Annotated in this window: 21 protein-coding genes; 20 read left to right on the top strand and 1 reads right to left on the bottom strand. The window is 48.6% G+C overall.

The genetic code is table 11. The features are described 5' to 3' along the window. The first annotated feature begins 90 nt into the window (after positions 1-90). On the top strand, positions 91-1,287 hold the full coding sequence (locus AB4Z29_RS16955; RefSeq protein WP_441944221.1) for an aminotransferase-like domain-containing protein: 1,197 nt from the start codon (positions 91-93) through the stop codon (positions 1,285-1,287). Here the strand turns inward: AB4Z29_RS16955 and AB4Z29_RS16950 are convergent. Continuing rightward, the gene (locus AB4Z29_RS16950) at positions 1,271-2,002 is read right to left on the bottom strand and encodes a DUF2161 family putative PD-(D/E)XK-type phosphodiesterase (protein WP_441944220.1); all 732 of its coding nucleotides are present in this window, start codon (positions 2,000-2,002) and stop codon (positions 1,271-1,273) included. The genes AB4Z29_RS16955 and AB4Z29_RS16950 overlap by 17 nt on opposite strands. A 235-nt stretch (positions 2,003-2,237) precedes the next feature. Here AB4Z29_RS16950 and AB4Z29_RS16945 point away from each other — a divergent pair, with 235 nt between their 5' ends. From AB4Z29_RS16945 to AB4Z29_RS16855, 19 genes are all read left to right on the top strand, one after another. Continuing rightward, positions 2,238-4,133: a PrkA family serine protein kinase gene (locus AB4Z29_RS16945; RefSeq protein ID WP_441944219.1), complete on the top strand. Its 1,896-nt coding sequence runs from the start codon at positions 2,238-2,240 to the stop codon at positions 4,131-4,133. A 162-nt stretch (positions 4,134-4,295) separates the two neighbouring features. Beyond that, positions 4,296-5,300 carry a protoglobin domain-containing protein gene (locus tag AB4Z29_RS16940; protein WP_441944218.1) on the top strand — a complete coding sequence of 335 codons (1,005 nt, stop codon included), beginning with the start codon at positions 4,296-4,298 and terminating at the stop codon, positions 5,298-5,300. A gap of 227 nt (positions 5,301-5,527) precedes the next feature. Further along, positions 5,528-6,985 (top strand): circularly permuted type 2 ATP-grasp protein, encoded by a 1,458-nt coding sequence (locus AB4Z29_RS16935; protein ID WP_441944217.1) that lies wholly within the window; start codon positions 5,528-5,530, stop codon positions 6,983-6,985. A gap of 18 nt (positions 6,986-7,003) precedes the next feature. Further along, a complete protein-coding gene (locus AB4Z29_RS16930) occupies positions 7,004-7,999 on the top strand; it encodes an alpha-E domain-containing protein (protein ID WP_441944216.1) in 996 nt (331 codons plus the stop codon). Continuing rightward, positions 7,996-8,886, top strand: coding sequence for a transglutaminase family protein (locus tag AB4Z29_RS16925; protein WP_441944215.1), 891 nt, complete (start codon positions 7,996-7,998; stop codon positions 8,884-8,886). Before AB4Z29_RS16930 ends, AB4Z29_RS16925 begins: the two co-directional genes overlap by 4 nt. Before the next feature lie 129 nt (positions 8,887-9,015). Continuing rightward, positions 9,016-9,588, top strand: coding sequence for a YhcN/YlaJ family sporulation lipoprotein (locus AB4Z29_RS16920; protein ID WP_441944214.1), 573 nt, complete (start codon positions 9,016-9,018; stop codon positions 9,586-9,588). A 190-nt stretch (positions 9,589-9,778) separates the two neighbouring features. Continuing rightward, the gene (locus AB4Z29_RS16915) at positions 9,779-10,486 is read left to right on the top strand and encodes a polysaccharide deacetylase family protein (protein WP_441944348.1); all 708 of its coding nucleotides are present in this window, start codon (positions 9,779-9,781) and stop codon (positions 10,484-10,486) included. 210 nt (positions 10,487-10,696) lie between these two features. After that, complete coding sequence (locus tag AB4Z29_RS16910; protein WP_441944213.1) at positions 10,697-12,490, top strand: sensor histidine kinase; 1,794 nt, start codon at positions 10,697-10,699, stop codon at positions 12,488-12,490. Next, positions 12,480-13,904 carry a response regulator transcription factor gene (locus tag AB4Z29_RS16905; RefSeq protein ID WP_441944212.1) on the top strand — a complete coding sequence of 475 codons (1,425 nt, stop codon included), beginning with the start codon at positions 12,480-12,482 and terminating at the stop codon, positions 13,902-13,904. The genes AB4Z29_RS16910 and AB4Z29_RS16905 overlap by 11 nt, the downstream gene beginning before the upstream one ends. 190 nt (positions 13,905-14,094) lie before the next feature. Then, entirely contained in the window at positions 14,095-15,000 is a 906-nt protein-coding gene (locus tag AB4Z29_RS16900; RefSeq protein WP_441944211.1) for an ABC transporter permease, read from the top strand. Continuing rightward, positions 15,000-15,896 (top strand): carbohydrate ABC transporter permease, encoded by an 897-nt coding sequence (locus AB4Z29_RS16895; protein WP_441944210.1) that lies wholly within the window; start codon positions 15,000-15,002, stop codon positions 15,894-15,896. The genes AB4Z29_RS16900 and AB4Z29_RS16895 overlap by 1 nt, the downstream gene beginning before the upstream one ends. A 48-nt stretch (positions 15,897-15,944) precedes the next feature. Continuing rightward, positions 15,945-17,588 carry a hypothetical protein gene (locus AB4Z29_RS16890; RefSeq protein ID WP_441944209.1) on the top strand — a complete coding sequence of 548 codons (1,644 nt, stop codon included), beginning with the start codon at positions 15,945-15,947 and terminating at the stop codon, positions 17,586-17,588. Positions 17,589-17,667: 79 nt separating this feature from the next. Further along, positions 17,668-19,380, top strand: coding sequence for an alpha-1,3-galactosidase-related protein (locus AB4Z29_RS16885; RefSeq protein ID WP_441944208.1), 1,713 nt, complete (start codon positions 17,668-17,670; stop codon positions 19,378-19,380). 123 nt (positions 19,381-19,503) lie between these two features. Continuing rightward, positions 19,504-21,882 (top strand): glycoside hydrolase family 95 protein, encoded by a 2,379-nt coding sequence (locus tag AB4Z29_RS16880; protein WP_441944207.1) that lies wholly within the window; start codon positions 19,504-19,506, stop codon positions 21,880-21,882. Positions 21,883-22,434: 552 nt separating this feature from the next. Continuing rightward, complete coding sequence (gene biuH / locus AB4Z29_RS16875; protein ID WP_441944206.1) at positions 22,435-23,118, top strand: biuret amidohydrolase; 684 nt, start codon at positions 22,435-22,437, stop codon at positions 23,116-23,118. 96 nt (positions 23,119-23,214) lie between these two features. Further along, complete coding sequence (locus tag AB4Z29_RS16870; RefSeq protein ID WP_441944205.1) at positions 23,215-24,222, top strand: ABC transporter substrate-binding protein; 1,008 nt, start codon at positions 23,215-23,217, stop codon at positions 24,220-24,222. A gap of 11 nt (positions 24,223-24,233) precedes the next feature. Next, positions 24,234-25,058, top strand: a complete 825-nt coding sequence (locus AB4Z29_RS16865) for an ABC transporter ATP-binding protein (protein WP_183558707.1) — start codon at positions 24,234-24,236, stop codon at positions 25,056-25,058. After that, entirely contained in the window at positions 25,055-25,807 is a 753-nt protein-coding gene (locus AB4Z29_RS16860; RefSeq protein WP_441944204.1) for an ABC transporter permease, read from the top strand. The genes AB4Z29_RS16865 and AB4Z29_RS16860 overlap by 4 nt, the downstream gene beginning before the upstream one ends. After that, positions 25,804-26,877 (top strand): ring-opening amidohydrolase, encoded by a 1,074-nt coding sequence (locus AB4Z29_RS16855; protein ID WP_441944203.1) that lies wholly within the window; start codon positions 25,804-25,806, stop codon positions 26,875-26,877. The genes AB4Z29_RS16860 and AB4Z29_RS16855 overlap by 4 nt, the downstream gene beginning before the upstream one ends. Position 26,878: the final 1 nt, after the last annotated feature.

Here is a 26,878-nt window from a genome sequence, read left to right as displayed (position 1 = left end):
AAAAGAAAACTTTAAAAGTTGTGAACACATTGTTAACATAGAGAGTATAAGCGCAGTTATCGTTTCAGCACATGAGGAGGAGCATTTGTTATGAACTATCGTTTTTCATCCCGGGTATCACAGCTTAAATCGTCAGCGGTTAGAGATATTTTGAAGCTGACACAAGGCAAGGACATGATTTCGTTCGCAGGGGGCTTGCCTGCTGAAGAGTTATTCCCGGTACAAGCCATTCGCGAAGCGGCAGACCGTGCTTTTACAGCGGGTACAGGCGCGCTGCAGTATGGCTTGACTGAAGGCTATATGCCGCTGCGTGAGCAGCTATGTACGCGAATGGCTATAAAGAACATGCATGTGAATCCGGAGCAGATGATTCTGACCACAGGCTCGCAGCAAGCGATTGACTTGCTGGTTGGCGTGCTCACAGAGCCGGGCGATACGGTCTTGGTTGAGAAGCCAACCTATCTGGCTAGCCTGCAAGTATTCGCGCTGCATGGACTTAACGTTATTGCGGCCGAAAGCGATGAGGATGGCATCATTCCCGAGGATGCGGAACGGTTGATCAAAGAGCACCGTCCGAAGCTGCTTTATGCGGTGCCTACCTTCGGCAATCCGACGGGCAGGGTATGGAGCCTCGAGCGCAGGAAGAAGCTGCTTGCGCTTTGCAAACAAAATGAGATGCCAATCATTGAAGATGATCCTTATGGAGATATTAAATTTGATGACAGCGAACAATTCCCTACGATGTTCTCGCTTGAAGGTCAAGCAGAACGGGGAGCCGTTTTTTATACGAGCACATTCTCCAAGACGGTTGCGCCTGCTTTGCGTTCGGGCTGGGCTATGGGCGATAGCAGCGTGATCGGAATGGTAGCCAAAGCAAAGCAGGCTGCGGACCTTCATTCCAGTGCAATCGACCAGCAAATATTGAGCCAGCTGCTTAGTGGGTTTGATCTTGACGCTCATATCCGCCTGATCTCTACGTCTTACGGAGAGCGTATGCTGGAGATGCACGAGCTGTTGAAGCGCCAGAACCTAAAGGATATCTCGTGGGTTAAGCCAAAAGGCGGCATGTTCTTGTGGCTTGAGCTGCCGGACGGTCTGGATGCAGAAGCTCTTCTGCGCTGCGCAGTGCAGAAAGGCGTTGCTTTTGTGCCAGGCAGCTCGTTTTATGGGGTTGATCCGCAGCGCAATACCGCTAGGCTGAATTATACGTATAATTCAGGTGCGCGCACGGAGCTGGGTGTCGAGCGTTTTGTAGAAGCTATTAGTGAATTCACGGCGCGGAGCTGACCTGTGCAGCCCATTCGGCTATAACTTCGCCATATTCGGTTAATGCAGCCGCGCCCTCCGGGCGAAGGCTGTATTTGCCGCGGCCAACACGGTCGAACCAGCCGTAATAATTGTTCCGCAGCGTTTGCCCGCTTTGGCTATACCCTGTTATGGCGGCAACCTCGCGCGGAGCAAGCGGTCCCGCCTGCTGGAGGGCGTAAGCGCACCTTAGAGCCTTTTCGCGGTAAGCTGTAACAAGCTTGCGGCGGGTGCTTCCGCCAACGTTATAATCGCCGCTACGTTCTTTAAACTCCGTCAAAAGCTGAGCTTGCTTCCTGCGCCTGATGCCTCGCTGAGGAGCATCACCCGGCTGGCAGAGCAGCTCGATGACTGGCGGCTTCGTTTTATAGAAGGTTACTGTCATTAATCCAAGGCCGAGCATTCGGCAAAGCTCCGTCAAATCGCCGAAGCGCTGATTATGGGCACCGCTTTTTTTTCTGTTCCGTTCAATGGCGAGTACGACATGGCTATTCAAGCGAAGACGTTCAATCCCTTGCAGCAGCAAGGCGAGATTGAACGTTTTTTTCATTTCGACAATTATCGTTTCATCCTGTTCGGGATGGATTGCGACCAAATCGCAGTGCAGCACCTCGCTTTTTACGATAAAGCCAAGCTGCTCATAATGCTTTTTTATAGGGGTGTAGAGCTCTTCCTCGCGTGCAACAGCCACTTTCACTTTCTCCTCTCCTGTTGTTTCGATCGATTCATATGTCTTCATTATAACAAAGGAAGCAGCCAGCTTGTCGGTTTTTGATGGATGATGGACAAAAATAGTGTGCAATTATCCAGCCGAATAAGCATAGGATTGTTATATCTCAATAAAAGTTGGCACCACGGGAAAGAGCGTCTAGAGACAAATCCCGGGCGTAGAATGATAAGTGGAATGCGGAAGCGATGGGAGGAGGCACGGTATGGACATATTCAAGCGAATATCGGAGTATCAGGCTGAGAGCGAGAAGCTTGCATGGACAGGAACATTCAAGGAGTATATTGAATTGCTGAGGACGGACCCGTCCCCGGCCATGACTGCACATTCACGCGTTTATGAAATGATTGAATCTCATGGGGTGGAAGATGTTGGCGGCCACAAGCAATATAAGTTTTTCGATCAGGAAATTTTTGGGCTGGATCGTGCGATTGAGAAGCTGGTTGAGGAATATTTCCACTCATCGGCTCGCAGGCTTGAGGTGCGCAAACGGATTCTGCTTCTAATGGGTCCCGTCAGCGGCGGCAAGTCAACGATTGTTACTATGCTCAAAAAAGGTCTTGAGCGTTTCTCCAGAACAGAACGCGGAGCGGTGTATGCCATCAAAGGCTGCCCGATGCATGAGGATCCGCTGCATCTCATTCCACATGAGCTTCGCCTAGATATCGAGAAGGAGCTAAGCGTCCGAATCGAAGGCAATCTATGCCCGTCCTGCCAAATGAGGCTTCAGACAGAGTATGGAAGCGATATCGAGAATGTGCTTGTTGAGCGCGTGTTCATTTCGGAGGATAATCGCGTCGGAATCGGCACGTTCAGTCCATCCGATCCAAAGTCGCAAGATATAGCGGATCTAACGGGAAGCATCGATTTCTCCACGATTACGGAGTTTGGCTCCGAATCAGATCCGCGTGCCTATCGTTTCGACGGAGAGCTTAACAAAGCCAATCGCGGCTTAATGGAATTTCAAGAGATGCTCAAATGCGACGAGAAGTTTCTATGGAACTTGCTTTCCTTGACGCAGGAGGGCAACTTCAAGGCTGGACGCTTCGCGCTGATTAGCGCCGATGAGCTGATCATTGCGCATACGAATGAATCCGAGTATAAATCGTTCATCAGCAACAAGAAAAACGAGGCGCTCCACTCCAGGATGATCGTTATGCCGGTTCCTTACAACTTAAAAGTATCGGACGAAGAGAAAATCTACAAAAAGCTAATCGCCCAGAGCGATATGCGCCATATCCATATTGCGCCGCATGCGCTCCGTTCAGCCGCGATCTTCTCCATCCTGACGAGGCTTAAGGAAACGAAGAAGCAAGGCATGGATCTGGTCAAAAAAATGCGGATGTACGACGGCGAGGAAGTCGAAGGCTTCAAGGAAGCCGATTTGAAGGAAATGCAAAACGAGTATTTGGAAGAGGGCATGACCGGCATCGATCCGCGCTACGTCATTAACCGGATATCCAGCGCGCTGATCAAGCAAGATACACAATGCATAAATGCGCTTGACGTATTGCGTGCTCTCAAGGAAGGGCTGGACAGTCATCCTTCTATCACGAAGGAGGAACGCGAGCGGTACTTAAATTTCATCTCGGTTGCGCGCAAGGAATATGACCTTCTTGCGAAGAAGGAAATTCAGAAAGCATTCGTCTACTCCTATGAGGAGTCGGCCCGCACCTTGTTCGAGAATTACCTCGACAACATTGAGTCTTATTGCAATTGGGCCAAAATCAAGGACCCGCTCACCGGTGAGGAAATGGATCCAGACGAGCGGCTGATGCGTTCAATAGAAGAGCAAATCGGTGTTTCGGAGAATGCGAAAAAGGCATTCCGTGAAGAAATATTGATTCGGATTTCCTCCTACTCGCGGAAAGGCAAGAAATTCGATTTCACCAGCCATGAGCGCCTGCGTGAAGCGGTGGAAAAGAAGCTGTTCGCCGATCTGAAGGACATCGTCAAAATTACGACATCCACAAAAACGCCGGATGAGAGCCAGCTGAAGCGGATAAACGAAGTGACGAAACGGTTGATGGATGAGCATGGCTACTGCCCGGTATGCTCGAATGAATTGCTGCGTTACGTGGGAAGCTTATTGAATCGATAAGCGGCTCTCGCAGCTGCGGAGAAGCTGATAGACAATTGTCTATCGGCTTTTCTGCACATCATTGGGGTTTAAAAAGAATTTAATAGGTCCATACTAATTCTTGTATGTTTTCCGATATAATAGGTGATAGTGCAGGACTATACACCGAAGGAGTCGGGATATTTGATTAATTTATCGGCAGAGCGCAAGAGACAGCTTGACTACACGGGCATTACTGAACAGGATTTGAAGTATCTGGCAGAGAATAAGCCTATTTTCCAAAAGATTGTGGACGAAGTGGTTGATCGATTCTACGATAGTGTCGGCCAGCAGCCGAATTTGGTGTCGCTAATTTCAAAATTCAGCACCATCGATCGGCTGAAGGAAACGCAGCGCTGGTATTATATGTCGCTAACCGATGGCGTCATCGATCAAGCCTATATTGATAATCGCATAACGATAGGTGCCGTTCATTCACGAATTGGTTTGACGACCGATTGGTATTTGGGTGCCTATATGACATATCTGGACATCTCCACTAACGTGCTGCAACGAGTTCTTCCGGGGAACTGGCAGGAAGTCGTGCATGCGCTGACGAAATTGTTTAATCTAGATTCGCAATTCGTATTGGAAGCCTATAACCAGCATGAGCAGCATAAAATCCAAGAGCTTGCCGACAATCGTTCGGTCATGCTGACTACCGTGACAAGCGCCGTACAGGAACTCGCCTCGCTCATGTTCGAATTGGACGAGGGTGCGCAATCTATTGCGGCAACTGCAATTTCGACCTCGCAATCGCAGGATAAGACGCATACATTATTAGGGGAGCTTCGTGAGGAGCTGGACGGCATTAATGAAATGGGCACATTAATTCGCGGCTTGTCGGACCAGACGCATCTTCTCGGACTCAACGCGGCGATCGAAGCGGCTAGAGCAGGTGAGAATGGGCGAGGATTCGAGGTAGTGGCGAATGAGGTGCGTAAGCTGGCAGCTTCATCGCGCAATGCGCTTGAAGGGATACAGTCAAAACTTGAAGAGATTGACAAAAAGCTCTCCGCCGTACGTCATGAATCTGAGCAAACCTCGGTTGAAGCGCGCAACCAGGCAGCCAGGTCGCAGGAGCTTGCCTCGTTCGTCCATATGGTCGATAAGGTTACGAAGGACCTGCAGCAATTAAACCAATCCTAGAATAAAACGCAGCTTAGAAAAAGCAGGAATTCTCTCCACCGAGGGTTCCTGCTTTCGCGTTATATAAGTTGACACAATTTTCAGATTTTAGTATGATAATCCTAACATTAAGATGCGATTCCGTTATAAATGTTAAGTTTTTTGACGCAAATATAACATAATTGATCGAATGTTTACCCAGCACGTACCAAATTGGTGCAGCGCCCATCATGGAGGAGGCGGTTGTCATGTCGACGGCCAAACAGTCGCAATCGCAATATTACGATGCTCAAACCTTTTACGATGAAATGTTCGAGAAGGACTTTTCGGTCCGTGCCCACTATGACACGGTCCACCGATTGTTCGGCAGAATGAAGCCATCCGAGCTTGCGACCAGGCAGAAAGCGATCAATCAACGAATGCTGGAAGAGGGCATTACGTTTACGCTGTACAGCGGGACGCAGAATGAGCCACTTGAGCGCACCATTCCGTTTGACTATATCCCGCGCGTTATACCGAAGCATGAATGGGATGTTGTCGATCGAGGCGTCAAACAACGGATAAGAGCCTTGAACGCATTCCTGCATGACGTGTATCATGGTCAAAAAATCGTATCGGACGGCATTATACCTCGGCGCATGATTATTTCGAATACTTATTTCCGGCCGGAAATGGCTGGTCTACATGTACCGGGCGGTGTATATATTACAGCATCGGGCATTGATTTAATTCGTGATGAAAAGGGCCGTTATTATGTGCTGGAGGATAATTTACGGTCGCCTTCGGGGTTCTCCTATCTCTTCAAAGGCAGAACGCTTATGAATGAACTGTTCCATGATCTGTATCTATCGAGCTCCGTGCAAAGCATTGACCGCAGCTTGAACTGCTTCTTAAGCTCACTTCGCGCATTATCTCCAAATGGCAAACGTGATCCGTTAATCGTATTGCTCACGCCTGGCGCCTACAATTCCGCTTATTACGAGCATACCTTTCTTGCGCAGCAGATGGGCATCCATCTCGTTGAAGGAAGAGACCTCGTCTACAAAGACCATAAAATCTATTTGCGTGATTTGCGCGGACTTCGCCAGGTTGACGTCATTTACCGCCGGATCGACGATGATTTTCTGGATCCGCTTGCCTTCCAGCCTGACTCCTTCCTCGGTGTGCCGGGTCTTATGAACGCGTATCGCGCAGGCAATGTCGCCATTGCCAATGCACCTGGAACGGGAGTGGCGGATGACAAGGCGGTATACGCCTACGTGCCGGATATGATCCGTTATTACTTAGGCGAGGAGCCTATTCTGCAAAATGTACCGACGTATATTCTCTCTCGCAAGGAAGAGCGTGAATATGTGCTTGAGCATCTTGAGCAGCTTGTCGTGAAAGAAACATCGTTATCTGGCGGTTATGGCATGCTGATCGGCCCAAGCGCTTCGCCCAAGGAGATTCAAGCATTTGCGGAGGCGATTAGACGCGAGCCAGAGCGATATATTGCACAGACGACGATGAAGCTGTCCCGCGCCCCGGTCATGGTGGATGGCGGCATGACGCCGCGGCATATCGACTTGCGTGCTTTTGCATTAATAGGTGAGGAAACGCACGTTATCCCTGGAGGCTTAACGCGTGTCGCGATGACGGAGGGCTCTCTCGTTGTCAATTCATCGCAAGGCGGCGGCGTCAAGGATACTTGGGTTCTTAATCGATAAATAAGGGGAGGGAATGCCATGCTGAATCGGAATGCAGAAGCATTATTTTGGATTGGCCGTTACATGGAACGGGCTGAGAATCATGCGAGGCTAATCGATGTGCATTATCATCTCCAAGGAGAGGATAGCCCAGAGGAGGCGGAAGGCAAGCAAGCGGGAGAGTCAGCTGAGCCTTATATGAAATGGGCGAGAATCGTGGATGCCTTAGGCAGCAGAGAGGCTTACGAGCAGCAATACAGCACCTATAATGAACGCGATGTATTGTTTTATACGACGCTTGACCGCGATAATGCCAATTCCCTCGTTTCCTGCGTCAGTCATGCAAGAGGCAATCTGCGTACGCTGCGCGAGAAGGTGCCAAGCGAAATGTGGGATGCGACAAATGCCTTCTATTTATGGCTGCGCGAGAAACAGCCCGACGATCTGCTTCAGGAATCCCCGCATCTGTTCTTCGGTAAAATCAAGGAATGGACCGCTTTGTTTCAAGGGGTAAGCCAATCCGTCATGCCGCGCGAGAATGAATGGCATTTCATCGAATGCGGGCGTTATTTGGAGCGTTCGGAGAATACGCTTCGAATCATCAAGGCGGTAGGCAATGCAGCCAGCGGCGAAGGCTGGAACAGCGCAAGCGCGTATCCCTATCTGCAGGCGGTGCTCCGCTCGGTAAGCGGCTATCAGGCATTTAGACGCTACTACGCGGACGGCATTTCTGTTGAGACGATCGTCGAATTCGTTGTGCTGAATGCTGCATTTCCACGTTCTCTGCATTTTGCGCTGCACACGCTTGATGATCATATGCGCCATATTGAGCTGCAGGATAAACAGCTGCGCATCGCACATGAACGAGTGATTCGCCAAGTAGGCAAGGTGAAAGCGGATCTCGCATGCTTGGAGCGAGAGGATATGGTTCTCGATCGGAGCGGTGCAATCGTTGCCCATCTGCTGGATGCCAGCCAACAGCTCGGCATGATGTTCGCCAAAACCTTTTTTCGTATGGGGGAGGCAAGCGCATGAAGCTGAGTATTTCACATGTGACGCAATACGAGTATGCAGAAGCAGTAACGGACAGTGTCAATGAAATCAGGCTTACGCCTAGCACGAACGAGAGGCAATCCTGCTATCAGCAAGCGATTTCCGTAGAGCCGAACGCCTCCCTGTTTACCTACGAAGACTATTTCGGCAATCGGGTACATGCTTTTTCGGTGAACGGACCACATAAAAAGCTGACGATTAGGACGAATATGACGGTCGTCACGAAGCAGGCGCCAAGCTCCGAGGAGAGAGCCCAATACTTAAGGAAACGTTCGCCGGAACAAGCTTGGAGCTGGCTGCGGACAGAGGATGCGGCCAATCGCTTTACGGAATTTTTGCTTACGACGGAATATACGGCGGTTACAAGCGAGGTCGAAATATTTGCCAGCGAAATTACGGATGCCGAAGACGATGGCAAAGTCAGCGTGCTGGATTGGCTTAATGCGTTATCGACCAAAATAAGAACGGAATTCGTATATGATCCTGAAGCGACGGACGTCAAAACAAAGACGTCGGACATGTTTTTGAGTAAAAGGGGCGTTTGCCAGGACTTTGCGCATTTGATGATCGCAAGCTGCCGTGCTTTTATGATTCCATCTCGGTATGTGAGCGGCTATCACTTTGTAGGTGATTTGCAGGGCGGCAGTGCGGATTTTGAGCAAGCTTCTCATGCTTGGGTTGAAGCCTTCGTGCCTGGACTAGGCTGGTGCAGCTTTGATCCAACGAACGTTGATCCTGTTGGCGAACGCTACGTGAAGCTAGGTCATGGACGGGATTACAAAGATATTGTACCGGTCAAGGGCGTTTACCGGGGCACGGGCGAGCAATTGCTGCATGTTTCGGTTGACGTTAGAAATGTAGAGGATTGACGGATGGAACAGGAGCCATAGAAAGAACAGTTAGCCGCTGATTCATGCCGCGGTCAACTGTTCTTTTTTGCATGTATGATTTAACGGCAATAGCAAATCTTATAAGCAATAAGCAGGAGGTGCATTGGCGTGTTTGTAGGAATAAAGACAGCGGCTGTTGCCGTAGTTGTGCTCGCACTAGGCAGCTCGATAGCGGGATGCGGACAAAACGACAGCGTGAATCAAGCCGAATACAGGGCGAAAAACGAAATGATGCAAAGCGAAACAAAGTCTTTGCCGAACCGGGACATGATGATGGAGAAAAACAATACGCATTATCATCAGAAGCTCAGTATGGATTCACCAGAGGAAACAGGTATGTCCACAGGTATGGAGCATAATGCCAAGCAGCTGGAGAACAGAGCCGATCAGGTGACGGGAGTGGGGAAAGCAGCCGTTGTGATTCTGAAAAAGGACGCTTTCGTAGCCCTTTCTCTTGACGAGAATGGCAAAAAAACGATAATCGAGAAGCAGGTGTATGCTGCTTTGAAAGGGCAATATCCCGCTTATGATATTCATGTAACGGCAGACGAGGGCTTGCGAGAACGAATAACCGAGTTGAATGCGCTAATCGGCAAAGGAGCTCCCATACAGAGCCTGTCTAAGCATGCGGCTTTGATCGTTCAAGATATTAATGCACAATTATCGCCAGCTGTTCGCTAAGGTGTAAATTTGTTTTTGATCAGCTCCTGATCGAATAGTAGCATATGATCATGTATGAAATGATAGGGAGAATAGTCATTCGCTTGCAGAGCTGCCGTTAGCGAGCAGCTCTTTTTGCAGGTGAAGCTTGTTGGATGGCTGGGAGGCGAATATATTGATAGTGCTGATACGGGGTTTGTTATTGCTGCTCATGGTTTCATTGCTGGCAGGGTTCGGCATGCCTGTAAGAAAAGACCGTGCTTTCTATGAGCAGAGGGGAGAAGTTGTATGGGAGGTTCCGACAAGGGATAAAAAAATAGCGTTAACCTTCGACGATGGCCCTTATCCGGCTACGACGGAAAGGATATTGGATTTATTGAAAAAATACAATGCCAAGGCGACTTTTTTTGTGTTAGGCAACAAGGTGGAGCGTTATCCGGAAACCATCAAACGGGAAATTGCAGAAGGCCATGAGGTAGCCAACCACACGTTTAATCATGTGTATTTTGAACGTTCGGTTAGTCAGGCGACAATGAAGGAAGAAATTCTGAAAACCGAAAATGCTTTGGTATCGTTGACAGGGAAAAAATCGCAGCTCTTTCGCCCGCCTGGCGGCTTCTACAATGAGCGTTCGATTGAAATGGCCAAATCCCTAGGATACACGACAATTATGTGGTCCTGGCATCAAGATACGAACGATTGGCAAAGTCCCGGCGTGAACAAAATCGTAAACAAGGTGCTTAATCATGCAAGGAATGGGGATATCGTGCTATTGCATGATTATATACCCGGTTCGACGCAGACCGTAATGGCGCTAGACAAAATACTGGATGAGCTTACTAAGCGAGGATATGTGTTCGTCACGGTAACAGAGCTTATGAATACAATGATCGAGGTTCCGTCTTATGAATTGAAATAGTACATATCGCGGTTATAAGTGGAATCATGCAGGGAGCTCATTGGCACGGGCTCTCTTTTGGTTATTCATATAGACGATTTTTAGTATTGTTATGGACGAATTATAGGCTTTTTAATATTTCCGTTAACGGGCTTGACCTCGTTCTAGCCTAACGTTAATAATTAGCGGTATGATCGACAATGGTTACTATGAATGATGGAGATGAGCCCTATGGCCTTTCTAAGAAAACTATCCATTCGCTCTCAGTTGTTAATATTGGCGGCGTCATCTATTATCGTTATCCTGATTATTATTTTGCATACGTATTCCATGATGTCAGGCATGATTACGAAAAACCACGAGGAATATGTGAGGCAGACCGTCACGGAAATTCAGAAAAACGTTATTTCCAATAAAGACGTTGTCTATAGGCTTATGCAAAACATCTCTTACAATGAAGAGGTGCAAAGCTTTCTTGTTGAGAAAAACGCGTTGCGCCGCTATGAGATGTTCAAAAAGCTAAGCCAGCTAATTACGAATCAGAAGGAGCTGAAGGATGGCGTGCTCGACATCGTCATCTCCGGCAATAACGGCGGCTGGGTCGATATCAATGGCGGCAACCGTTATGTTGCTCCGATGGTCGGCAAGCTGCCCAAAACAAAATTTAATGCTTATTATGTAGGGATGCAAACCTTTGGCAGTTCCTATGGGTCTGCGGAGGGTCTCATATTTGCGACGTCCATTACGTATATGCAGCCCGGGGAGCTTTTTAATTCGAATGTCGGAACACTCTTCTTCATCATTAGGCCGAAAGCGCTTGCAGGCGATGAGGAATATGCGATGAAAGAAACCGGTACGCAAATCTATTTGCTGGACCGCAACCAGAAGATTATAACGAGCAACTCGGAGCATGAGGTTGGCACGGTGCTGCCGGAGGGCCTCTTCATTGGGAGTAGAAACGGCGGTCAGCACACCGTGCAATGGAAAAACAAGCCGTATGTGATTCAGACCGAGCAGCTGCCGGATATCGACGGGGTTATTCTAAGCATAGCGCCCAAGGATGAGCTGCTGCGCGACCTGCGGTCGATCCGTGAGGTCGAGCTTGCGATATTGGGCGTTTGTCTTCTTCTCCTAGCCATACCGTTCACATTCATTATCAACAATATTTTGCGGCCGCTTAAAAAAATGATGTTGTTCATGACGAACGTCAAGCGCGGAACCTTGTTTGAATTCCAAAAGAGAATTGCGCTGCATGGCTATATGGAAATCAATGTGCTCGCGACGCAATTCAATCATATGCTCGATGAGATTGAGCAGCTGACTCAGCGCTTGCTGGAGACGAACAGCCGCTTGTACGGCAGTGAGCTGGAGAAGAAAAAGGCGGAGCTTGCTTTTCTCAAAAGCCAGATCAACCCCCATTTTTTGTACAATACGTTTGAGGTCATTACGGGTATCGCCGTAGTCGAGAAGCAGACGCGAATTAAGAACATGACTAGATCCTTATCGGCAATATTTCGGTACAGCATCAAAGGAGCGGATGTCGTTCAGCTGCGTGAGGAGGTCAAGATGGTTGAATCCTTTATTCAAATTCAGCAAATCAGGTTCGCGGATCGATTCACTGTCCGCTATGATTTTTCGGAGGAAGCATTGTCTTACCGCATTCCCAAAATGATTCTGCAGCCGCTCGTAGAGAACGCGATCTATCATGGGCTCGAGCCGACGCTAAAGGCCGGAGAGCTTTGGCTGAAAGGGGTTGTGGACAAAGAAAATGCGCTCCATATTCTTATTTCGGATAATGGTGTCGGCATGACGAATGAACGATTGGGACAAATTCGCGATATGCTGGCCGAGAGTTCCTCTGCGCTGGCAGCTGATGAAAACGTCAAAAGCATCGGTCTTGGCAACGTGAATAATCGGATCAAGCTTATTTACGGGAATGAATACGGCATCCAAATCGAGAGCGAGGAGGGTATGGGGACGAAGGTAAGGCTCATGATGGGAGAGAGGAAGAAGCATGATGCATAAGGTATTTCTAGTCGATGATGAAAGCTGGGTTGTGGAAAGCTTAAAGGATTTGGTGGACTGGGGCAGCTACGGCTTTGAAGTGGTGGGACAAGCCTATAGCGGAATGGCTGCCTTGGAAGCGATCGCTGAAGTTAAGCCGGATGTTGTGTTTACCGATATAAGGATGCCGGAGATGAATGGGCTGGAGCTGATCCAAAGAGGCAAAGCATTTCCTTTTCCGATTCAATTTGTCATTGTAAGCGGCTACGCGGAGTTTGCTTACGCGCAAAAAGCGATCAGCCAGGGAGCGGTTGCTTATTGCTTAAAGCCTTTTGACGAGGTGGAAATATCGAGCGTATTGGCTAGACTGAGCAAACAGTTGGGTGCCGCTAAGCCTGCTTTCGAGCCGTCGCTCATTCATCTTATTGACGAGCCTAGCTTGGAAAACGAATGGTTGATTCGTGATCGATTAAAGAGGGATGGCGTGCTGGAGCAAGGCGGGGACTCGCTAATTGCCGTCATTTCCGTAGGTCCGGAAGAGCTGCCGTTGTGGGCACAGGGGATGACCCGAATGAAAATGGGTGCCGCCAAAACCGCTTATTTGGTCCAAGCGCGTCTAGCAGCTGCAGCGAGGCATGAATGGGAACGCAACAGGCCGAGATCGATGTTGGGTATCGGGATGAGCGATTCGTTCAATGATTTGCAAGAGATAAAGCGTGCTATCGAAAATGCGGATGTGCTTGCCCATCACTATTTTGTAAGCGGCGAGGTTGTTGCTGTGAACACAAGCATGCAGCCTGAGAGCGGCGCTGAGCTTAATGAATGGCTCTTGCAGGTAAGCTATGCGATTCAAGAAAGGAATCTGGATTCGGCGCTGTATGCAATGGACAAGATCGGTGGGTTGTTCGTAGACAGCTCGTTAACGGTGAAACACGCGCTCAAAGTTTATCATATGACCGTTTCCTTTTTGTTTGGCCTTGGAGAGACGGAGAGCATGCTGTACAGCTATGAGCAGTTGGTCAAGTCGTTTAATCGCCTTTCGGTCATGCTCAGCGAATTGAAATTGCTGTTGACCAAATATTTGACCAGTACGGGAGCAGCGCCTGTCGAAACGAAAAATCCGACTGTCAACTCGATCTTGCAATACGTAGCATTGAATTTCCGCAGAGACATTTCGCTGCAAGACCTATCGGAGCAATTTTTCATGAATCCGAGCTATATAAGCCAACTGTTCAAGAAAGAGGTGGGCGAAACGTTAACCACTCATATGGCCAAGCTGAGAATCGCTTATGCTTGCGAGCTGCTGGATAGCGAAGCTGGATCGATTCAAGACATTGCCGAGAAGATTGGCTATCATGATTATTTTTATTTCACGCGCATATTCAAGAAAATGACGGGCAAAACACCAACGCAGTACCGTGAGAAGCATTCATGATGGGTGAGATGGACGATTTTTATAATCGGTATGGATGATTTCAAGAAAACTTTCGATGAAGGTTTTCTTTTTTTATGTCGTAGGTTGAAATTGCAGATGGAACGAATGGAATGCGTCCATGTACGCATCTTCCTTGTCAGGCGATAATAAAGCAAGAAAGTGACAACGCTTACAAGGAGGTTAGACTAACATGAATACATTAGGGAAGGAAATGTACAAGCATCGCTTCTTGTATATTTTGCTCCTTCCTACGTTGCTCTTTTATGTGTTGTTTCAGTACGTTCCGATGTATGGCGTGCTGCTCGCATTCAAGGAGTATCACATCAGGGAAGGGATAATGAGCAGTCCGTGGGTAGGATTGGCGAACTTTCGGGAGCTCGTAAACCAAAGCGATTTCTGGCAAGCGTTTACGAATACGATCATCATCAGCTGCGGCCGAATCCTATTCGAATTTCCTACGGCCATTATATTGGCGCTGCTGATCAATGAGGTAACGAAGGAGAGGTTCAAAAAGTTTTACCAGACCGTGTATACATTCCCGCATTTCATTTCGTGGGTTATCATAAGCGGCATCATGTTCAATTTTTTAAGCGAATCCGGGGTATTGAACCAAATTATCGCGTCATTCGGCTTCGATAAGCAGACGTTTATGACCGATCCGGGATTGTTCCGGCCCATTCTATTCTTATCCAGCATGTGGAAGGAAATTGGCTGGAGCGCGATCATTTATTTGGCCGCAATCGCTGGCATTAATCCGGAGCTGTACGAAGCGGCTCGGATTGACGGCGCCAATCGCTTTCAGCAGTTGATGGCGGTGACGTGGCCGTCGATCAGGGGGACAGCCGCAATACTGTTGATTCTAGCCGTAGGCAATGCGATGAACGGAGGGTTTGAGCAGGTGTTCAACCTCTACAATCCAGGCGTGTATGAAACGGGCGATATTATTGATACGTATCTGTATCGCTCCGCCTTTGGCGACGGGTTAAGCTTTGGCGTTACGACCGCTGTCGGCTTGTTTAAAGCGGTTCTGAACTTTGTCTTGCTGTACTCCGCCAACTTTATGGTGAAGCGGCTAGGCGGGGAGGGATTGGTATAATGGCGGCGCATAGCGTAAAACGACGCAAAAAGATTAGCATGCCGGATGTGATCATCCATACGATCTTGATCCTGCTTACGATTTGTACCATCTTTCCTTTCTATAATGTGGTGCTGATGTCCTTTAGTGACTCCGTGGCCATATCGAAGCAGATCGTCTATTTGATTCCGACGGCATTTGATTTCTCGGCATACAGCTATATATTTCATGAGCCGCGCTTTCTGAATGCGTTCCTTGTGACCATATTTGTTACGGTTGTAGGGACTCTCGTCAATATGCTGGTCACGCTGACCGGCGCGTACGTGCTGTCCAAAAGTGGATTTCCCGGCCGGAAAGCGGTTATGTCGGGCATCTTATTCACGATGTTTTTCAATGGCGGGCTCATTCCGTTCTATCTGACCATGAAGAGCTATGGCTTGATTAACAATCTATTCGTTATGATTCTTCCAGTCGCTGTAAATACTTTCTATATGATGATTTGCATCGCTTTTTTCCGAACGTTGCCGGCTGCGCTGGAGGAATCGGCGAAGATCGATGGCGCGAATGAGATTCAAATTTTGTACAAGGTCATATTGCCGATATCGAAGCCGATGATTGCGACTATCGCTTTATTCTACGCGGTGGACCGCTGGAATGAATGGTGGTTCGGCGTATTGTTTATGACGGACGTCAATTTGCTGCCGCTTCAGGCGCTGCTCAGAGAGCTGTTGACCAACTATCAACAGCTGCTTACGAGCATCAGTGTAAGCTCTGTCGTCTCGTCGAACTCGGCTTTGCAGCCGGAAATGCTCAAAATGGCGGTGCTGGTCGTTAGCGCTTTGCCGATTGTGTGCTTGTATCCCTTCCTGCAAAAATATTTCACGAAGGGCGTTATGATCGGCTCGATCAAAGGGTAGTAGAAGCTTCGCGCTTTTATTATATAATTGTACAGGGGGAACGAGAAAATGAAGAAAACAAGCAAAGCTGCCTCATTCACGTTATTGACCGCATTATTCATCTCTGTTTTATCTGGCTGCGGATCGGCAAATAATGTGCCTGAAGCCAGCAATAACGCTCAAGCGCCAACCAATGCGGAGTCTGATAACCCGTATAAGGACCATATGGATATTTCCGTATCCTGGTGGGGAATTGGCGTCGGCTTTCAGCAGAAGGATGACATTTTGCAGCATGTGGAGAATACCTTCAATGTCACCTTCAAGCCGATGGATATCGGCTGGGACAACTACAAGCAGAAAGCGCAGGTATGGGCGGCTGCTGGCCAGCTGCCGGATATTATTACGAACAGCATTACCAACGACAGTCCTGCCACTTATAATGAATGGGTAAATCAAGACCTAATTCATGCGATTCCCGATGATTTGAGTGCGTATCCGCATTTGGAACAGGTGACTAAAGCCAAAGGCGTTGATGGCATACGCCGGGACGGCAAGCTGTATGCGATTCCTCGGATGACATTCCCGCTGGAGCAAGCGGAAGCGGTATGGGCTGTTGACCGTGCGATCTTTGTCCGGAAAGACTGGATGGAGAAGCTTGGTATCGAGGATCCGAAAAGCTTTGAAGAATTTAATGCGATGCTGAAAGCGTTTGTCGAGAAGGACCCGGACGGCAATAACAAAAATGATACGACGGGCATCGTGATGAACACACTTGGTTATTTCAAATCGGTATTCGTTCCTACCTTCCCGCAAATGGGGAATTCGGGATGGGTGGAGGAGGATGGCAAGTGGATTCCATTCTATGCTTCGCAGAAGATGGATGAAGTGGTCGTTCAAGCTCGCCAAATGTACAAGGATCACACGCTGGACCCTGATTTTGCAGTAGCGAAAGCGGGAGAGGGCAATCAGAAGTTTTACCAGAACAAAGCGGGTGCGTTTGCGTTCAAAACGGATGGCATTCTAGGCGCTACAGGCATCAAGTCGGAATGGGAGAAAAACAATCCGGGGCTTAACTTTTTTGACCATGTGAAAATTTTGCATCTGTGGCCTGGCGCAGACGGCACAGTCTATCGCCAAGTGAACAGCCCGTGGTGGTCGGAGACGATGATTAACGTGGATGTGGATGATGAGAAGCTTGACCGCATTCTACGCATCTATGACTGGCTGTTGTCTGCAGAAGGCAAAGAGCTTTTCGACTATGGCATAGAAGGCAAGGACTACACCAAGGATGGCGACAAATATGTCATTACACGGGCGAAGGAAGAAAACGGCCAATTTATCGATTTGAAAAAAGCGTATCCGTCGATGGATATCATCTCACAAATGGCTGCTTGGAGAAATGCGAGCGCCATTGAAGACAGCGAGTCCAACCGAGCGGCGCATGGAGACGAAGCGATTCAGTTCATCCAAGATGAAATAAAATGGCAAATGGATAACGCCAAGCCGATGCCAACCGCTTTCGAATTTTTCACGATGACCACGCCTGCGAAAGACAAGCTGTCGGCAATCAACTTTGACGATGATTTCACGAAGATGATACTAAGCAAGGATGATCCGATCCAAATCTGGAGAGATATCGTCAAGGGCTATGACAGCAAAGGCCTGCAGCAAGCAATCACGGAAGTGACGGCGGAAATGGCCAAACAAAAATAAATGATATAACAAAGGGAATGTTCTGTCCTAAGCGGCAGGGCATTTCCTTCGTTCATGAGGCATGAGGAGGTTAATTGGGATGACGAAAGAGCAGTTCGCAAATGGAGGACGGCAGACGGTTTTACAGCTTGCCGATTTCGGAGGCATGCCGGACTCGGGCGAGGATGCGATGTCCGCCATGCAGCTTGCCATCGAAGCCGCTTCTAGGGTAGTTGGTCCCGTCGTGTTGGAGTGCGCACCAGGCAGATATGATTTCTTCGCGAGTGGCGCGACGAGAAAGCCCTATTATATTTCAAATACAACGAGTGAAGCGGAAAATCCGGACGTTACGAAAACGATAGGCGTTTTTTTGAAGGGTATGCGCGAGTTTACGTTAGAGGGAAATGGTTCATTGTTTGTCTTTCATGGCAAGCAAACGATGTTTCTTGTTGATGAATGCGAGCATATCGTGTTTCAAAATATCAACGTCGACTATGAGCAGCCAACCGTCGTGGAAATGACCGTGTTAGAGACGGGAGCGCGCCATCTTATCCTTGAGGTTCATCCCGCTTTCCGATACGAGATCGAAGAGGGGAAGCTGACATGGGTAGCGGATAATTGGCGTTTTCTGGCAGGCCCGATGCAGGAGCTGGACCTCGAGGAAAACCGTACATGGCGAACGGATAATATTTTCGAGCATGCGGTCAAAGTCGAAGAAATATACAGAGGGAAGCTGAAGGTGCATGTGAATGATCGCCCCGTTCAGTCGAATGGGAACGTTTTGCAGGTACGCGACGGCATTCGTGACCAGGTCGGCGCGTTCATTAATAGAAGCAGCGGCATTCGATTCACGAACGTGGGCATGCATTTCATGCATGGCCTCGGGATTGTTTGCCAGTTCAGCGAAAATATGACGTTCGATCGCATGGATATGCGGCCGAGGAAGGAAACGGGCCGCACGGTGAGTGCTTTTGCTGATTTTATCCATTTCTCTGGCTGCCGAGGGCTCATTCAGGTGAACGATAGTAAATTCAGCGGGGGACATGACGATCCGATCAACGTTCATGGTACGCATCTTCGCATAGTTGGGCAGCCGGCGAAGAATCAACTGAAGGTGAGGTTTATGCATCATCAAACCTACGGCTTTGAAGCTTTTTTTGCCGGGGATGAGGTCGAATTGGTTAGAAGCAAGTCATTGCATGCTTATCATAGCAACAAAGTAACCAGCGCCGTACTGTTGAATCCGCGGGAAATGCTGCTTACGCTGGAGCGAGCCGTGCCCGAGGCTATCGAGCCGGAGGATGTCGTTGAGAACGTGACATGGACACCTGAAGTGAGCATTATCGGCAATGCATTTGAAAGAGTGCCGACACGCGGCATATTGGCTACGACGAGACGCAAAGTTGTGATTGCCCGCAACCGATTTGAGAAAATGACGATGAGCGCCGTTTTTATAGCAGATGACGCGGAAAGTTGGTATGAATCAGGCCGCGTTCAGCAGGTCTCCATTCAAGATAATCACTTTATTGCTTGCGGAAACGAGCAGCATCCCGTTGTGTTCATTGCTCCTGAAAATACGCTGATAAGTGCGGAGCAGCCTGTTCATAGCAATATTCAAATCGAAAATAATAGATTCGAAACGACTAGCGTGTTAGTTCTTTCGGCGAAAAGCACGCGTAATATTGGATTTTTAAACAATGAAATTATCGTGAAGGGCGACCAGAGTGAATGTAACGTCCTTGACGATGTTATGCGCTTTGAAGCATGCACAGCTATTGTGCTCGAAGGCAATTCCTTAATTCGGGAAGTCTGACTAAATGATGAACAAAAATGCGGAAATAGCATGTGTCTAGGAGATTTCCCTTGCTAGATTAAGCGCTTCACTTCATAATAGGATTCAAACATGATTATGCGATAAATTAAGAGAGGTGCTAGCATGAAGCTGCAATACAAGAAACCGGCTTCCGCATGGACGGAAGCGCTTCCTATCGGCAATGGGCGTTTAGGGGCAATGATTTTTGGCGGTGTGGAGAAAGAGCGAATTGGACTAAATGAGGATACGTTATGGTCGGGCTACCCGAAAGATTGGAACCATGCGGAAGCCAAAGAAGCGCTGCCGCGCGTGCGCAAGCTGATCAAGGAAGGACGGTATGCGGAAGCGGATCTGGAAACCAAGCAAATGATGGGGCCTTATACGCAGTCTTACCTGCCGTTCGGCGATATGCACATAGCGTTCGAGCACGGCAATAAATATGAAAACTATCAACGGACGCTGGATTTGGAAAACGGCTTGTCTACCGTCGAATACGAGATTGGCGGAATTGCCTATAAAAGGGAATTGTTCGCTTCATATCCGGATCAGCTTATTTTGTTGAAGCTTGAGGCTAGCGAGCCAGGCGTTCTAAATGTTCATGTGAGATTGGACAGTCCGCTCCGTTACCGTACGGAAGCCGATGGGCAGCGCTACCTCCTGAAAGGAAATGCGCCTGAGCACGTCGCTCCCAGCTATTTCAAGGATAACAACCCTATCGTATACGGCTCCGGCGATGAATCGGAAGCTATGCGTTTCGAGGGCGTGCTCGCCGCCACGTCGAAGGACGGAGTCGTTATAACGGATGGAGACGGGCTACATGTATATGGTGGCACCGAGGTGGTTATCTATTTCAGCGGAGCTACCAGCTTTAATGGATACGACCGGCTTCCGGGAAGCCAAGGCAAGGATGCGTCAGCCGCAGCAGCCTCTGCGCTCGATAATGGGTTTAAGAAATCATATGCGGAGCTGAAAGCATCGCATCTTTCCGATTATCATTTTTTGTTCAATCGGGTCGAGTTTCGAATCGGTGATGCTTTGGCGCCGATAGATATGCCGACAGACCAACGGATTAGGGAGTATGGCGCGAAGGATCCGGGCTTAATTGAGCTGCTTTTTCATTATGGTCGTTATTTGATGATATCGAGCTCGCGCGGAGGAACGAAGCCCGCAAATCTGCAGGGGATTTGGAATGAATCGACAAGGCCGCCATGGAGCAGCAATTGGACGTTGAATATTAATGCGGAAATGAATTATTGGCCGGCGGAAACCTGCAATTTGGCCGAATGCCATCAGCCGCTGCTTGCTTTTATCGAGGAGCTTTCGGTGAACGGTGCCGTTACGGCTCGCACGAATTATGGCGCAAGGGGCTGGACGGCGCATCATAATGCGGATATATGGGCGCAAACCGCGCCGGTTGGCAACTATGGGGACGGAGATCCTGTATGGGCCTATTGGCCAATGGGCGGCATATGGCTTGCTCAGCATTTATGGGAGCATTTTTCGTTCGGCAGGGACGAAGAGTACTTGCGCGGCCATGCCTATCCGATTATGAAAGAAGCGGCATTATTTTGCCTCGATTGGCTGGTTGATGACGGGCATGGACGTTTGATTACTTCACCTTCCACCTCGCCGGAGCATAAGTTTAGAATCGGAGATGAGCTGTTCGGAGTAAGTGAAGCAGCCACGATGGATTTGTCGTTAATTTGGGATTTGTTTACGAACTGCATTGAAGCCTCGGAGAGCTTAGTAACGGACGAGGCGTTCAGAGCGGAGCTGAAGGCTGCGAGAGCAAGCTTGCTTCCGCTGCAAATCGGCAGCTATGGCCAGCTGCAGGAGTGGTCGCAGGACTTTGCGGATGAGGACAAGCATCATCGCCATGTCTCGCATTTGTTCGGTATTTATCCCGGCAGGCAGCTTACGCAAGATGGAACGCCAGAGCTGTATGAAGCAGCCAAACAATCGCTGCTCCGCCGCGGCGACGATGGGACGGGCTGGAGCTTAGGCTGGAAAGTAGGATTGTGGGCAAGGTTCCGTGACGGGGACCATGCTTTGCGCCTGCTGGATCAGTCGCTGCGGCTTGTGAAGGAGAACGAGGCGGAGCTCTATGATCATGGCGGCGTGTACGGCAATTTATTCGGTGCGCATCCTCCTTTCCAGATTGACGGGAATTTCGCTGCGACAGCGGGCATTGCCGAGATGCTTCTGCAATCCCATCAGTCCTACTTGGAACTGCTTCCGGCGCTTCCGGCTGCTTGGCAATCGGGCGAGATCAAGGGCTTGCGAGCGCGCGGCGGATTCGAAGTGAGCATTCGCTGGGAGAATGGATGCTTAGCGGAAGCTGAGCTCTTATCGCTGAGCGGCGAGGATTGCTCATTATTGGCGGAGGCATCATGGTCAATTGAATCGTCAGACGGAGCTGTCATTAACGGCAGCCGTTCCGAAGAGACGGTTATTCGATTCCGTACAAAGTCTGGTCAAGCCTTCCGGATCATCACAAATTGAGATGGAATATAGAAAATAGAAATTGAATGTAGAAATAGATTATGGAAATGGAATATAGAAATAGATTATAGAAATTGAATGCAGAAATAGATTATAGATTATAGATTATAGATTATAGATTACAGAAATAGAAAGCCATGATTAAGGTCCTAATAGACCAACAATCATGGCTTTCTTTGTGTGCTGCAAATCTTGGATTAGGATTTTGAAGTGTTGGACAATAATTTATGGAATCAAAGCAACGGAATGTTTGAATGTTTAATATCATCTTTTCGACCATTCATGTGAGAAAGGATAAAGAGAACAATTACCGGAATAATGCTTCCATTTGTGAAAATTATAATCATCATGTTAAAAAACATGACACAAACCATCGGTTTTTGTGCAAATTACGAAAATAGTTCATGCTTTTTTGTGAAAAATACAAAGACATCGTTATTTGTTTGTAATATAATATGACACAAGAAGAAAACGAAAGAAATTAGGTTAGGTTATGTGACATAAATATTTTGCTAGGTCATATGCCGATAAGCTTTGAAGGGAGAATGGAGCATGCAAATTAAAGCAACGCCTTACAGCTGGCCTTATGATGGGGCAATTGATCCTTCGAAAACCGCATTAGTCATTATTGATATGCAGATCGATTTTTGCGGTAAAGGCGGGTATGTGGAGCAGATGGGGTATGACTTATCATTGACGGCGAAACCGATCAAGCCCATTCGGGAGCTGCTGCAGCGCGTTCGGGAAATTGAAGGCTTCCATGTCATTCATACGAGAGAGGGACATAAGCCTGATTTATCCGATTTGCCTGCGAACAAACGGTGGCGCAGCAAACAGATCGGCGCAGAAATAGGTTCGCTTGGACCAGCGGGACGTATTTTGGTCAGAGGCGAGCCAGGATGGCAGATCATAGAGGAGCTTGCTCCGATCGAAGGCGAATCGATTATAGATAAACCGGGCAAGGGCAGCTTTTATGCAACTGATTTGGATTTGATTCTTAAAAACAAAGGGATTACCCACCTAATCTTGACCGGCATCACAACGGATGTTTGTGTGCATACGACGATGCGCGAAGCGAATGACCGAGGATATGAGTGTTTGATTCTTGAGGATTGCACGGGAGCTACGGACCCGGAGAATCATCATGCAGCGCTTAATATGGTGAAAATGCAGGGCGGTGTGTTCGGAAGCGTAAGCAGCTCGACGGAAGTATTAAAAGGACTTATCCATTACTAAATAGGCAACTGAAATAGAAATGAAATAGATATAGAAATGAAATAGATATAGAAATGAAATAGAAATAGACAAACCAACAACATTGGAGGAAACCATATGTGGAAATTATCTAGAAAGTCGTTAATGATCGTGATGTCGGCGTTTTTACTCGTGCTATCCGCTTGCGGATCCAATAATCAACCGAGCTCGAATGCTGCGGGTGGAGAAACAGGGGAATTGAAAAAAGTCGTTTTGCGTTTGAAATGGATTCACCAAGCACAGTTTGCCGGGTTCTACACGGCGGTTGAGAAAGGCTTCTACAAAGAAGCAGGCTTGGATGTCGAAATTAGACCAGGCGGCGCAGATTTCCCATCTGTCCAAATGATCGCGTCAGGCACGGAGCATTTCGGGGTAACAGGCGCGGATCAAGTCTTGATGGCGAGAGAAAAAGGAGTTCCGGTGAAGGCACTTTCAACCATTTATAGAAAAACGCCTTTCGTATTGTTCAGTCTGAAGGATTCCGGCATTACGAAGATGGAGGATCTAGTCGGCCAAAAGATCGGCGTCAAGCTTGGCGGGAATGAAGAGCTTACTTACCGCGCTATGGTGAAAAATGCAGGCATAGATGGATCGAAGGTGGAAGAGATGCCTGCAAAATATGACCTGAGCCCGCTGCTCAGCGGTCAAGTAAAGGCTTGGCCAGGTTATGTAATTAATGAGGTGCTTGCTGTACAGGAGCTGGGCAATGAAGTCAACATTATAGAGCCTAGTGATTATGATATTAATTTTTATGCGGATACCTTGTTCACAACAGAGGCTATTATCAAACGCGATCCGGAAATGGTGAAAAGCTTCGTTCAAGCTTCCATGAAAGGATGGAGCTATGCGATTGAGAACCCGGATGAAGCGGCGGAATTTGGCCTGAAATATGGAGATAAACTGACGCTTGACCACGAGGTCAGCATGATGAACGCGAGCATTCCGTTGCTTGAGCCTGAGAATCTGCCTCTGGGCAAGATGCAAAGCGATGCTTGGGAAGTTTTGCAAAAGAATTTAATCGATCTCGGTTTCTTGAAAAAAGAACAGAACCTTGACGACGTATTTACAAACGAATTCATTGAATAGGGTGTGATTGTATGCTAACAACGGCCAGTGATTTGGGGAAAGATTCTTCAAGGCTGCAGAAACAACCTACGACCATTTCTTCCAAGAGCGAAATCGCGGTTACTTTAAAAAATTGCTCCCTTTCGTTTGGCGATGTACAGGTGCTAAATAACGTCTCGCTTGATATTTACAAAAACGAGTTTGTCTCGATCCTGGGGCCGAGCGGCTGCGGCAAATCTACATTGCTCCGCCTGATGCTAGATTTGCTTCAGCCGAATGCCGGAGGGGAGATCGTCTATCCGTCGAAGGACCTAACGCTTGGCATGGTATTCCAAAAGCCGGTTTTGATGCCGTGGCTGACCGCGATCCAAAATATTGCGCTGCCACTTACAATCGGGGAGAAGAAATTTACGAAGAAGGAAGCGAAAGAAAAGGCGGAGGGTGCGCTTCGCTTAGTGGGACTGCAGGATTTCGTGAATCATTTCCCGCATCAGCTAAGCGGGGGCATGCAGCAAAGAATCGCGATCGCACGGGCGCTTGCTGCTGATCCAACCGTATTGCTCATGGATGAGCCGTTTGGAGCATTGGATGAATTCACGAGAGAGAAGCTTAACTTCGAGCTGCTGCGTTTATGGGAAAGTCCAGAAACGAGCCTAAGCACGGTTGTTATGGTAACCCACTCGATTCAGGAGTCTGTGCTGATGTCTAACCGCGTCATTATGATGTCGCCAAGGCCAGCTGGCGTGGAGGATATTATCCCAGTTCCGCTGCCGTCGCCAAGAGAAGTGGGCATGGAGGAGCTTCCGGCATTCCATCAGACGGTTAAGGAATTAAGAAAGCGGGTCAAACATCTATGAGTACGAAAATAAAAGACGCCATGTATCCTATCGCATTCGCCATTGGTTTTCTAGTGATATGGGAGCTTGCGGTGCGACTGTTCGATATACCGATCTACTTGCTGCCCTCACCTACCGATATCGCAGCCGTCATAGACAACTCGCTGTGGTCGCATATGTTCGTCACGCTGATGGAAGCTTTGACAGGTTTTGTGCTTGCTAACATTCTTGGATTAATTACCGCCGTCATTTTTGTACATTCCAAGCCGATTGAGAAGGGCATCTTCCCACTTGCGATAGCGCTCAAAACAACGCCGCTTGTCGCGCTTGCTCCGCTCCTAGTCGTATGGATGGGAACGGGCTACTCCTCCAAGGTTGTAGCCTCGATGCTCATCTGCTTCTTCCCGATTCTCGTCAACAGCGTGAAGGGCTTGAAAGCCATCGAGCATGAAGCGTGGGAATTGTTCTCGACCTATAAAGGGACCAAAGCAGAGATATTCTGGAAGCTGCGCCTGCCGACGAGCTTGCCTTACGTGTTCTCCGCGCTGAAGATATCAACGTCGCTTGCGATCGTTGGCGCCATTGTTGGCGAATTCGTCGGTGCGAGCAAGGGACTCGGCTATGTCGTATTGGTGTCATCGTATCATATGGATACGCCAGTCATGTTCTCAGCCATTATTGCTTCAGCATTATGCGGCTTGGTCCTCTTCTGGGCAATCAGCCTACTAGAGAAGAAAGTTATTTTCTGGCAAAGGACGGATGACTTATGATGAAATGCACGGTGAATCGCGTTCCTAGCCGCTCTCCGAACGATGTAACGGCACTTGATAAATGTATCAAAGAAGGCTTGATTGAACCGCAGGATGTAGTTGCCGTTTTAGGCAAAACCGAGGGCAACGGCTGCGTGAACGATTTTACCCGCGGTTATGCTGTGCTCGCGTTAAAAAGCTTTTTTGCCGAATATCGAACTGAAAAAACTTCCTCGATATCGTATGTCATGTCGGGCGGAACCGAAGGCATATTGAGTCCTCACTTTACGGTAATCAGCCGCAAGGGAACCTATAGTCAGGCTGCGGTGAAACAGGATCGCAAATCGCTGGCGATCGGTGTAGCAAAAACAGCAGATTTTCTACCGGAAGAGATTGGCCGGCTTGCTCAAGTGGACGAGGTCGCTGCTGCCGTCAGACGCGCGATTGCGGAAGCTGGTATCGAATCTGCGTCGGATGTACATTTTGTGCAAATCAAATGCCCGCTGCTAACGGCTGACCAGGTTCATGATGCGCATAACAGAGCCACTAGCACAGTAACGGAAGATACGTACAAGTCGATGGGCTATTCGCGTGGCGCATCGGCGCTCGGTGCGGCGATTGCTCTTGGAGAGGTTGACCGCGAGAGGCTTACGGACGAGGATGTTTGCAGCTCGTGGCAGCTGTTCAGCCGCGTAGCTTCTACCTCCGCGGGCAGCGAGCTCTCGTATTGCGAGGTTATCGTATTCGGCAACTCCGCATATGCGGAAGGCCCTTATTTCATCGCTCATGATGTGATGAAGGATGCTATCGATGCACCATCGCTCAAACGCTTGCTTGACGAGCATAAGGATGCGGAAATGGTGCAGGTGCTGGCGAAGGCAGAGGCTGAACCAACGGGCTACATCCGAGGCCATCGCCATACGATGCTGGATGATTCGGATATTAACCATACGAGACATGCCCGCGCAGTTGTCGGCGGTGTACTCGCTTCGGTTTGCGGCGATCCCATGATTTACGTATCCGGCGGCGCAGAGCATCAGGGTCCGCCGGGAGGCGGGCCGGTAGCCGTCGTTTTTAAACGCAGAGAATAAA

The organism is Paenibacillus sp. 2TAB23, assembly GCF_052115165.1.
In the GTDB taxonomy this organism is placed as follows: Bacteria; Bacillota; Bacilli; order Paenibacillales; family Paenibacillaceae; genus Pristimantibacillus.
This window is presented reverse-complemented; position numbering and strand designations above follow the sequence as displayed.

Coding starts and splice junctions, on each gene's coding strand:
- AB4Z29_RS16855 (WP_441944203.1), top strand. CDS start 25,804: ATGATGAAATGCACGGTGAATCGCGTTCCTAGCCGCTCTCCGAACGAT.
- AB4Z29_RS16955 (WP_441944221.1), top strand. CDS start 91: ATGAACTATCGTTTTTCATCCCGGGTATCACAGCTTAAATCGTCAGCG.
- AB4Z29_RS16910 (WP_441944213.1), top strand. CDS start 10,697: ATGGCCTTTCTAAGAAAACTATCCATTCGCTCTCAGTTGTTAATATTG.
- AB4Z29_RS16930 (WP_441944216.1), top strand. CDS start 7,004: ATGCTGAATCGGAATGCAGAAGCATTATTTTGGATTGGCCGTTACATG.
- AB4Z29_RS16880 (WP_441944207.1), top strand. CDS start 19,504: ATGAAGCTGCAATACAAGAAACCGGCTTCCGCATGGACGGAAGCGCTT.
- AB4Z29_RS16860 (WP_441944204.1), top strand. CDS start 25,055: ATGAGTACGAAAATAAAAGACGCCATGTATCCTATCGCATTCGCCATT.
- AB4Z29_RS16865 (WP_183558707.1), top strand. CDS start 24,234: ATGCTAACAACGGCCAGTGATTTGGGGAAAGATTCTTCAAGGCTGCAG.
- AB4Z29_RS16870 (WP_441944205.1), top strand. CDS start 23,215: ATGTGGAAATTATCTAGAAAGTCGTTAATGATCGTGATGTCGGCGTTT.
- AB4Z29_RS16890 (WP_441944209.1), top strand. CDS start 15,945: ATGAAGAAAACAAGCAAAGCTGCCTCATTCACGTTATTGACCGCATTA.
- AB4Z29_RS16905 (WP_441944212.1), top strand. CDS start 12,480: ATGATGCATAAGGTATTTCTAGTCGATGATGAAAGCTGGGTTGTGGAA.
- AB4Z29_RS16925 (WP_441944215.1), top strand. CDS start 7,996: ATGAAGCTGAGTATTTCACATGTGACGCAATACGAGTATGCAGAAGCA.
- biuH (WP_441944206.1), top strand. CDS start 22,435: ATGCAAATTAAAGCAACGCCTTACAGCTGGCCTTATGATGGGGCAATT.
- AB4Z29_RS16915 (WP_441944348.1), top strand. CDS start 9,779: ATGGTTTCATTGCTGGCAGGGTTCGGCATGCCTGTAAGAAAAGACCGT.
- AB4Z29_RS16900 (WP_441944211.1), top strand. CDS start 14,095: ATGAATACATTAGGGAAGGAAATGTACAAGCATCGCTTCTTGTATATT.
- AB4Z29_RS16935 (WP_441944217.1), top strand. CDS start 5,528: ATGTCGACGGCCAAACAGTCGCAATCGCAATATTACGATGCTCAAACC.
- AB4Z29_RS16945 (WP_441944219.1), top strand. CDS start 2,238: ATGGACATATTCAAGCGAATATCGGAGTATCAGGCTGAGAGCGAGAAG.
- AB4Z29_RS16885 (WP_441944208.1), top strand. CDS start 17,668: ATGACGAAAGAGCAGTTCGCAAATGGAGGACGGCAGACGGTTTTACAG.
- AB4Z29_RS16895 (WP_441944210.1), top strand. CDS start 15,000: ATGGCGGCGCATAGCGTAAAACGACGCAAAAAGATTAGCATGCCGGAT.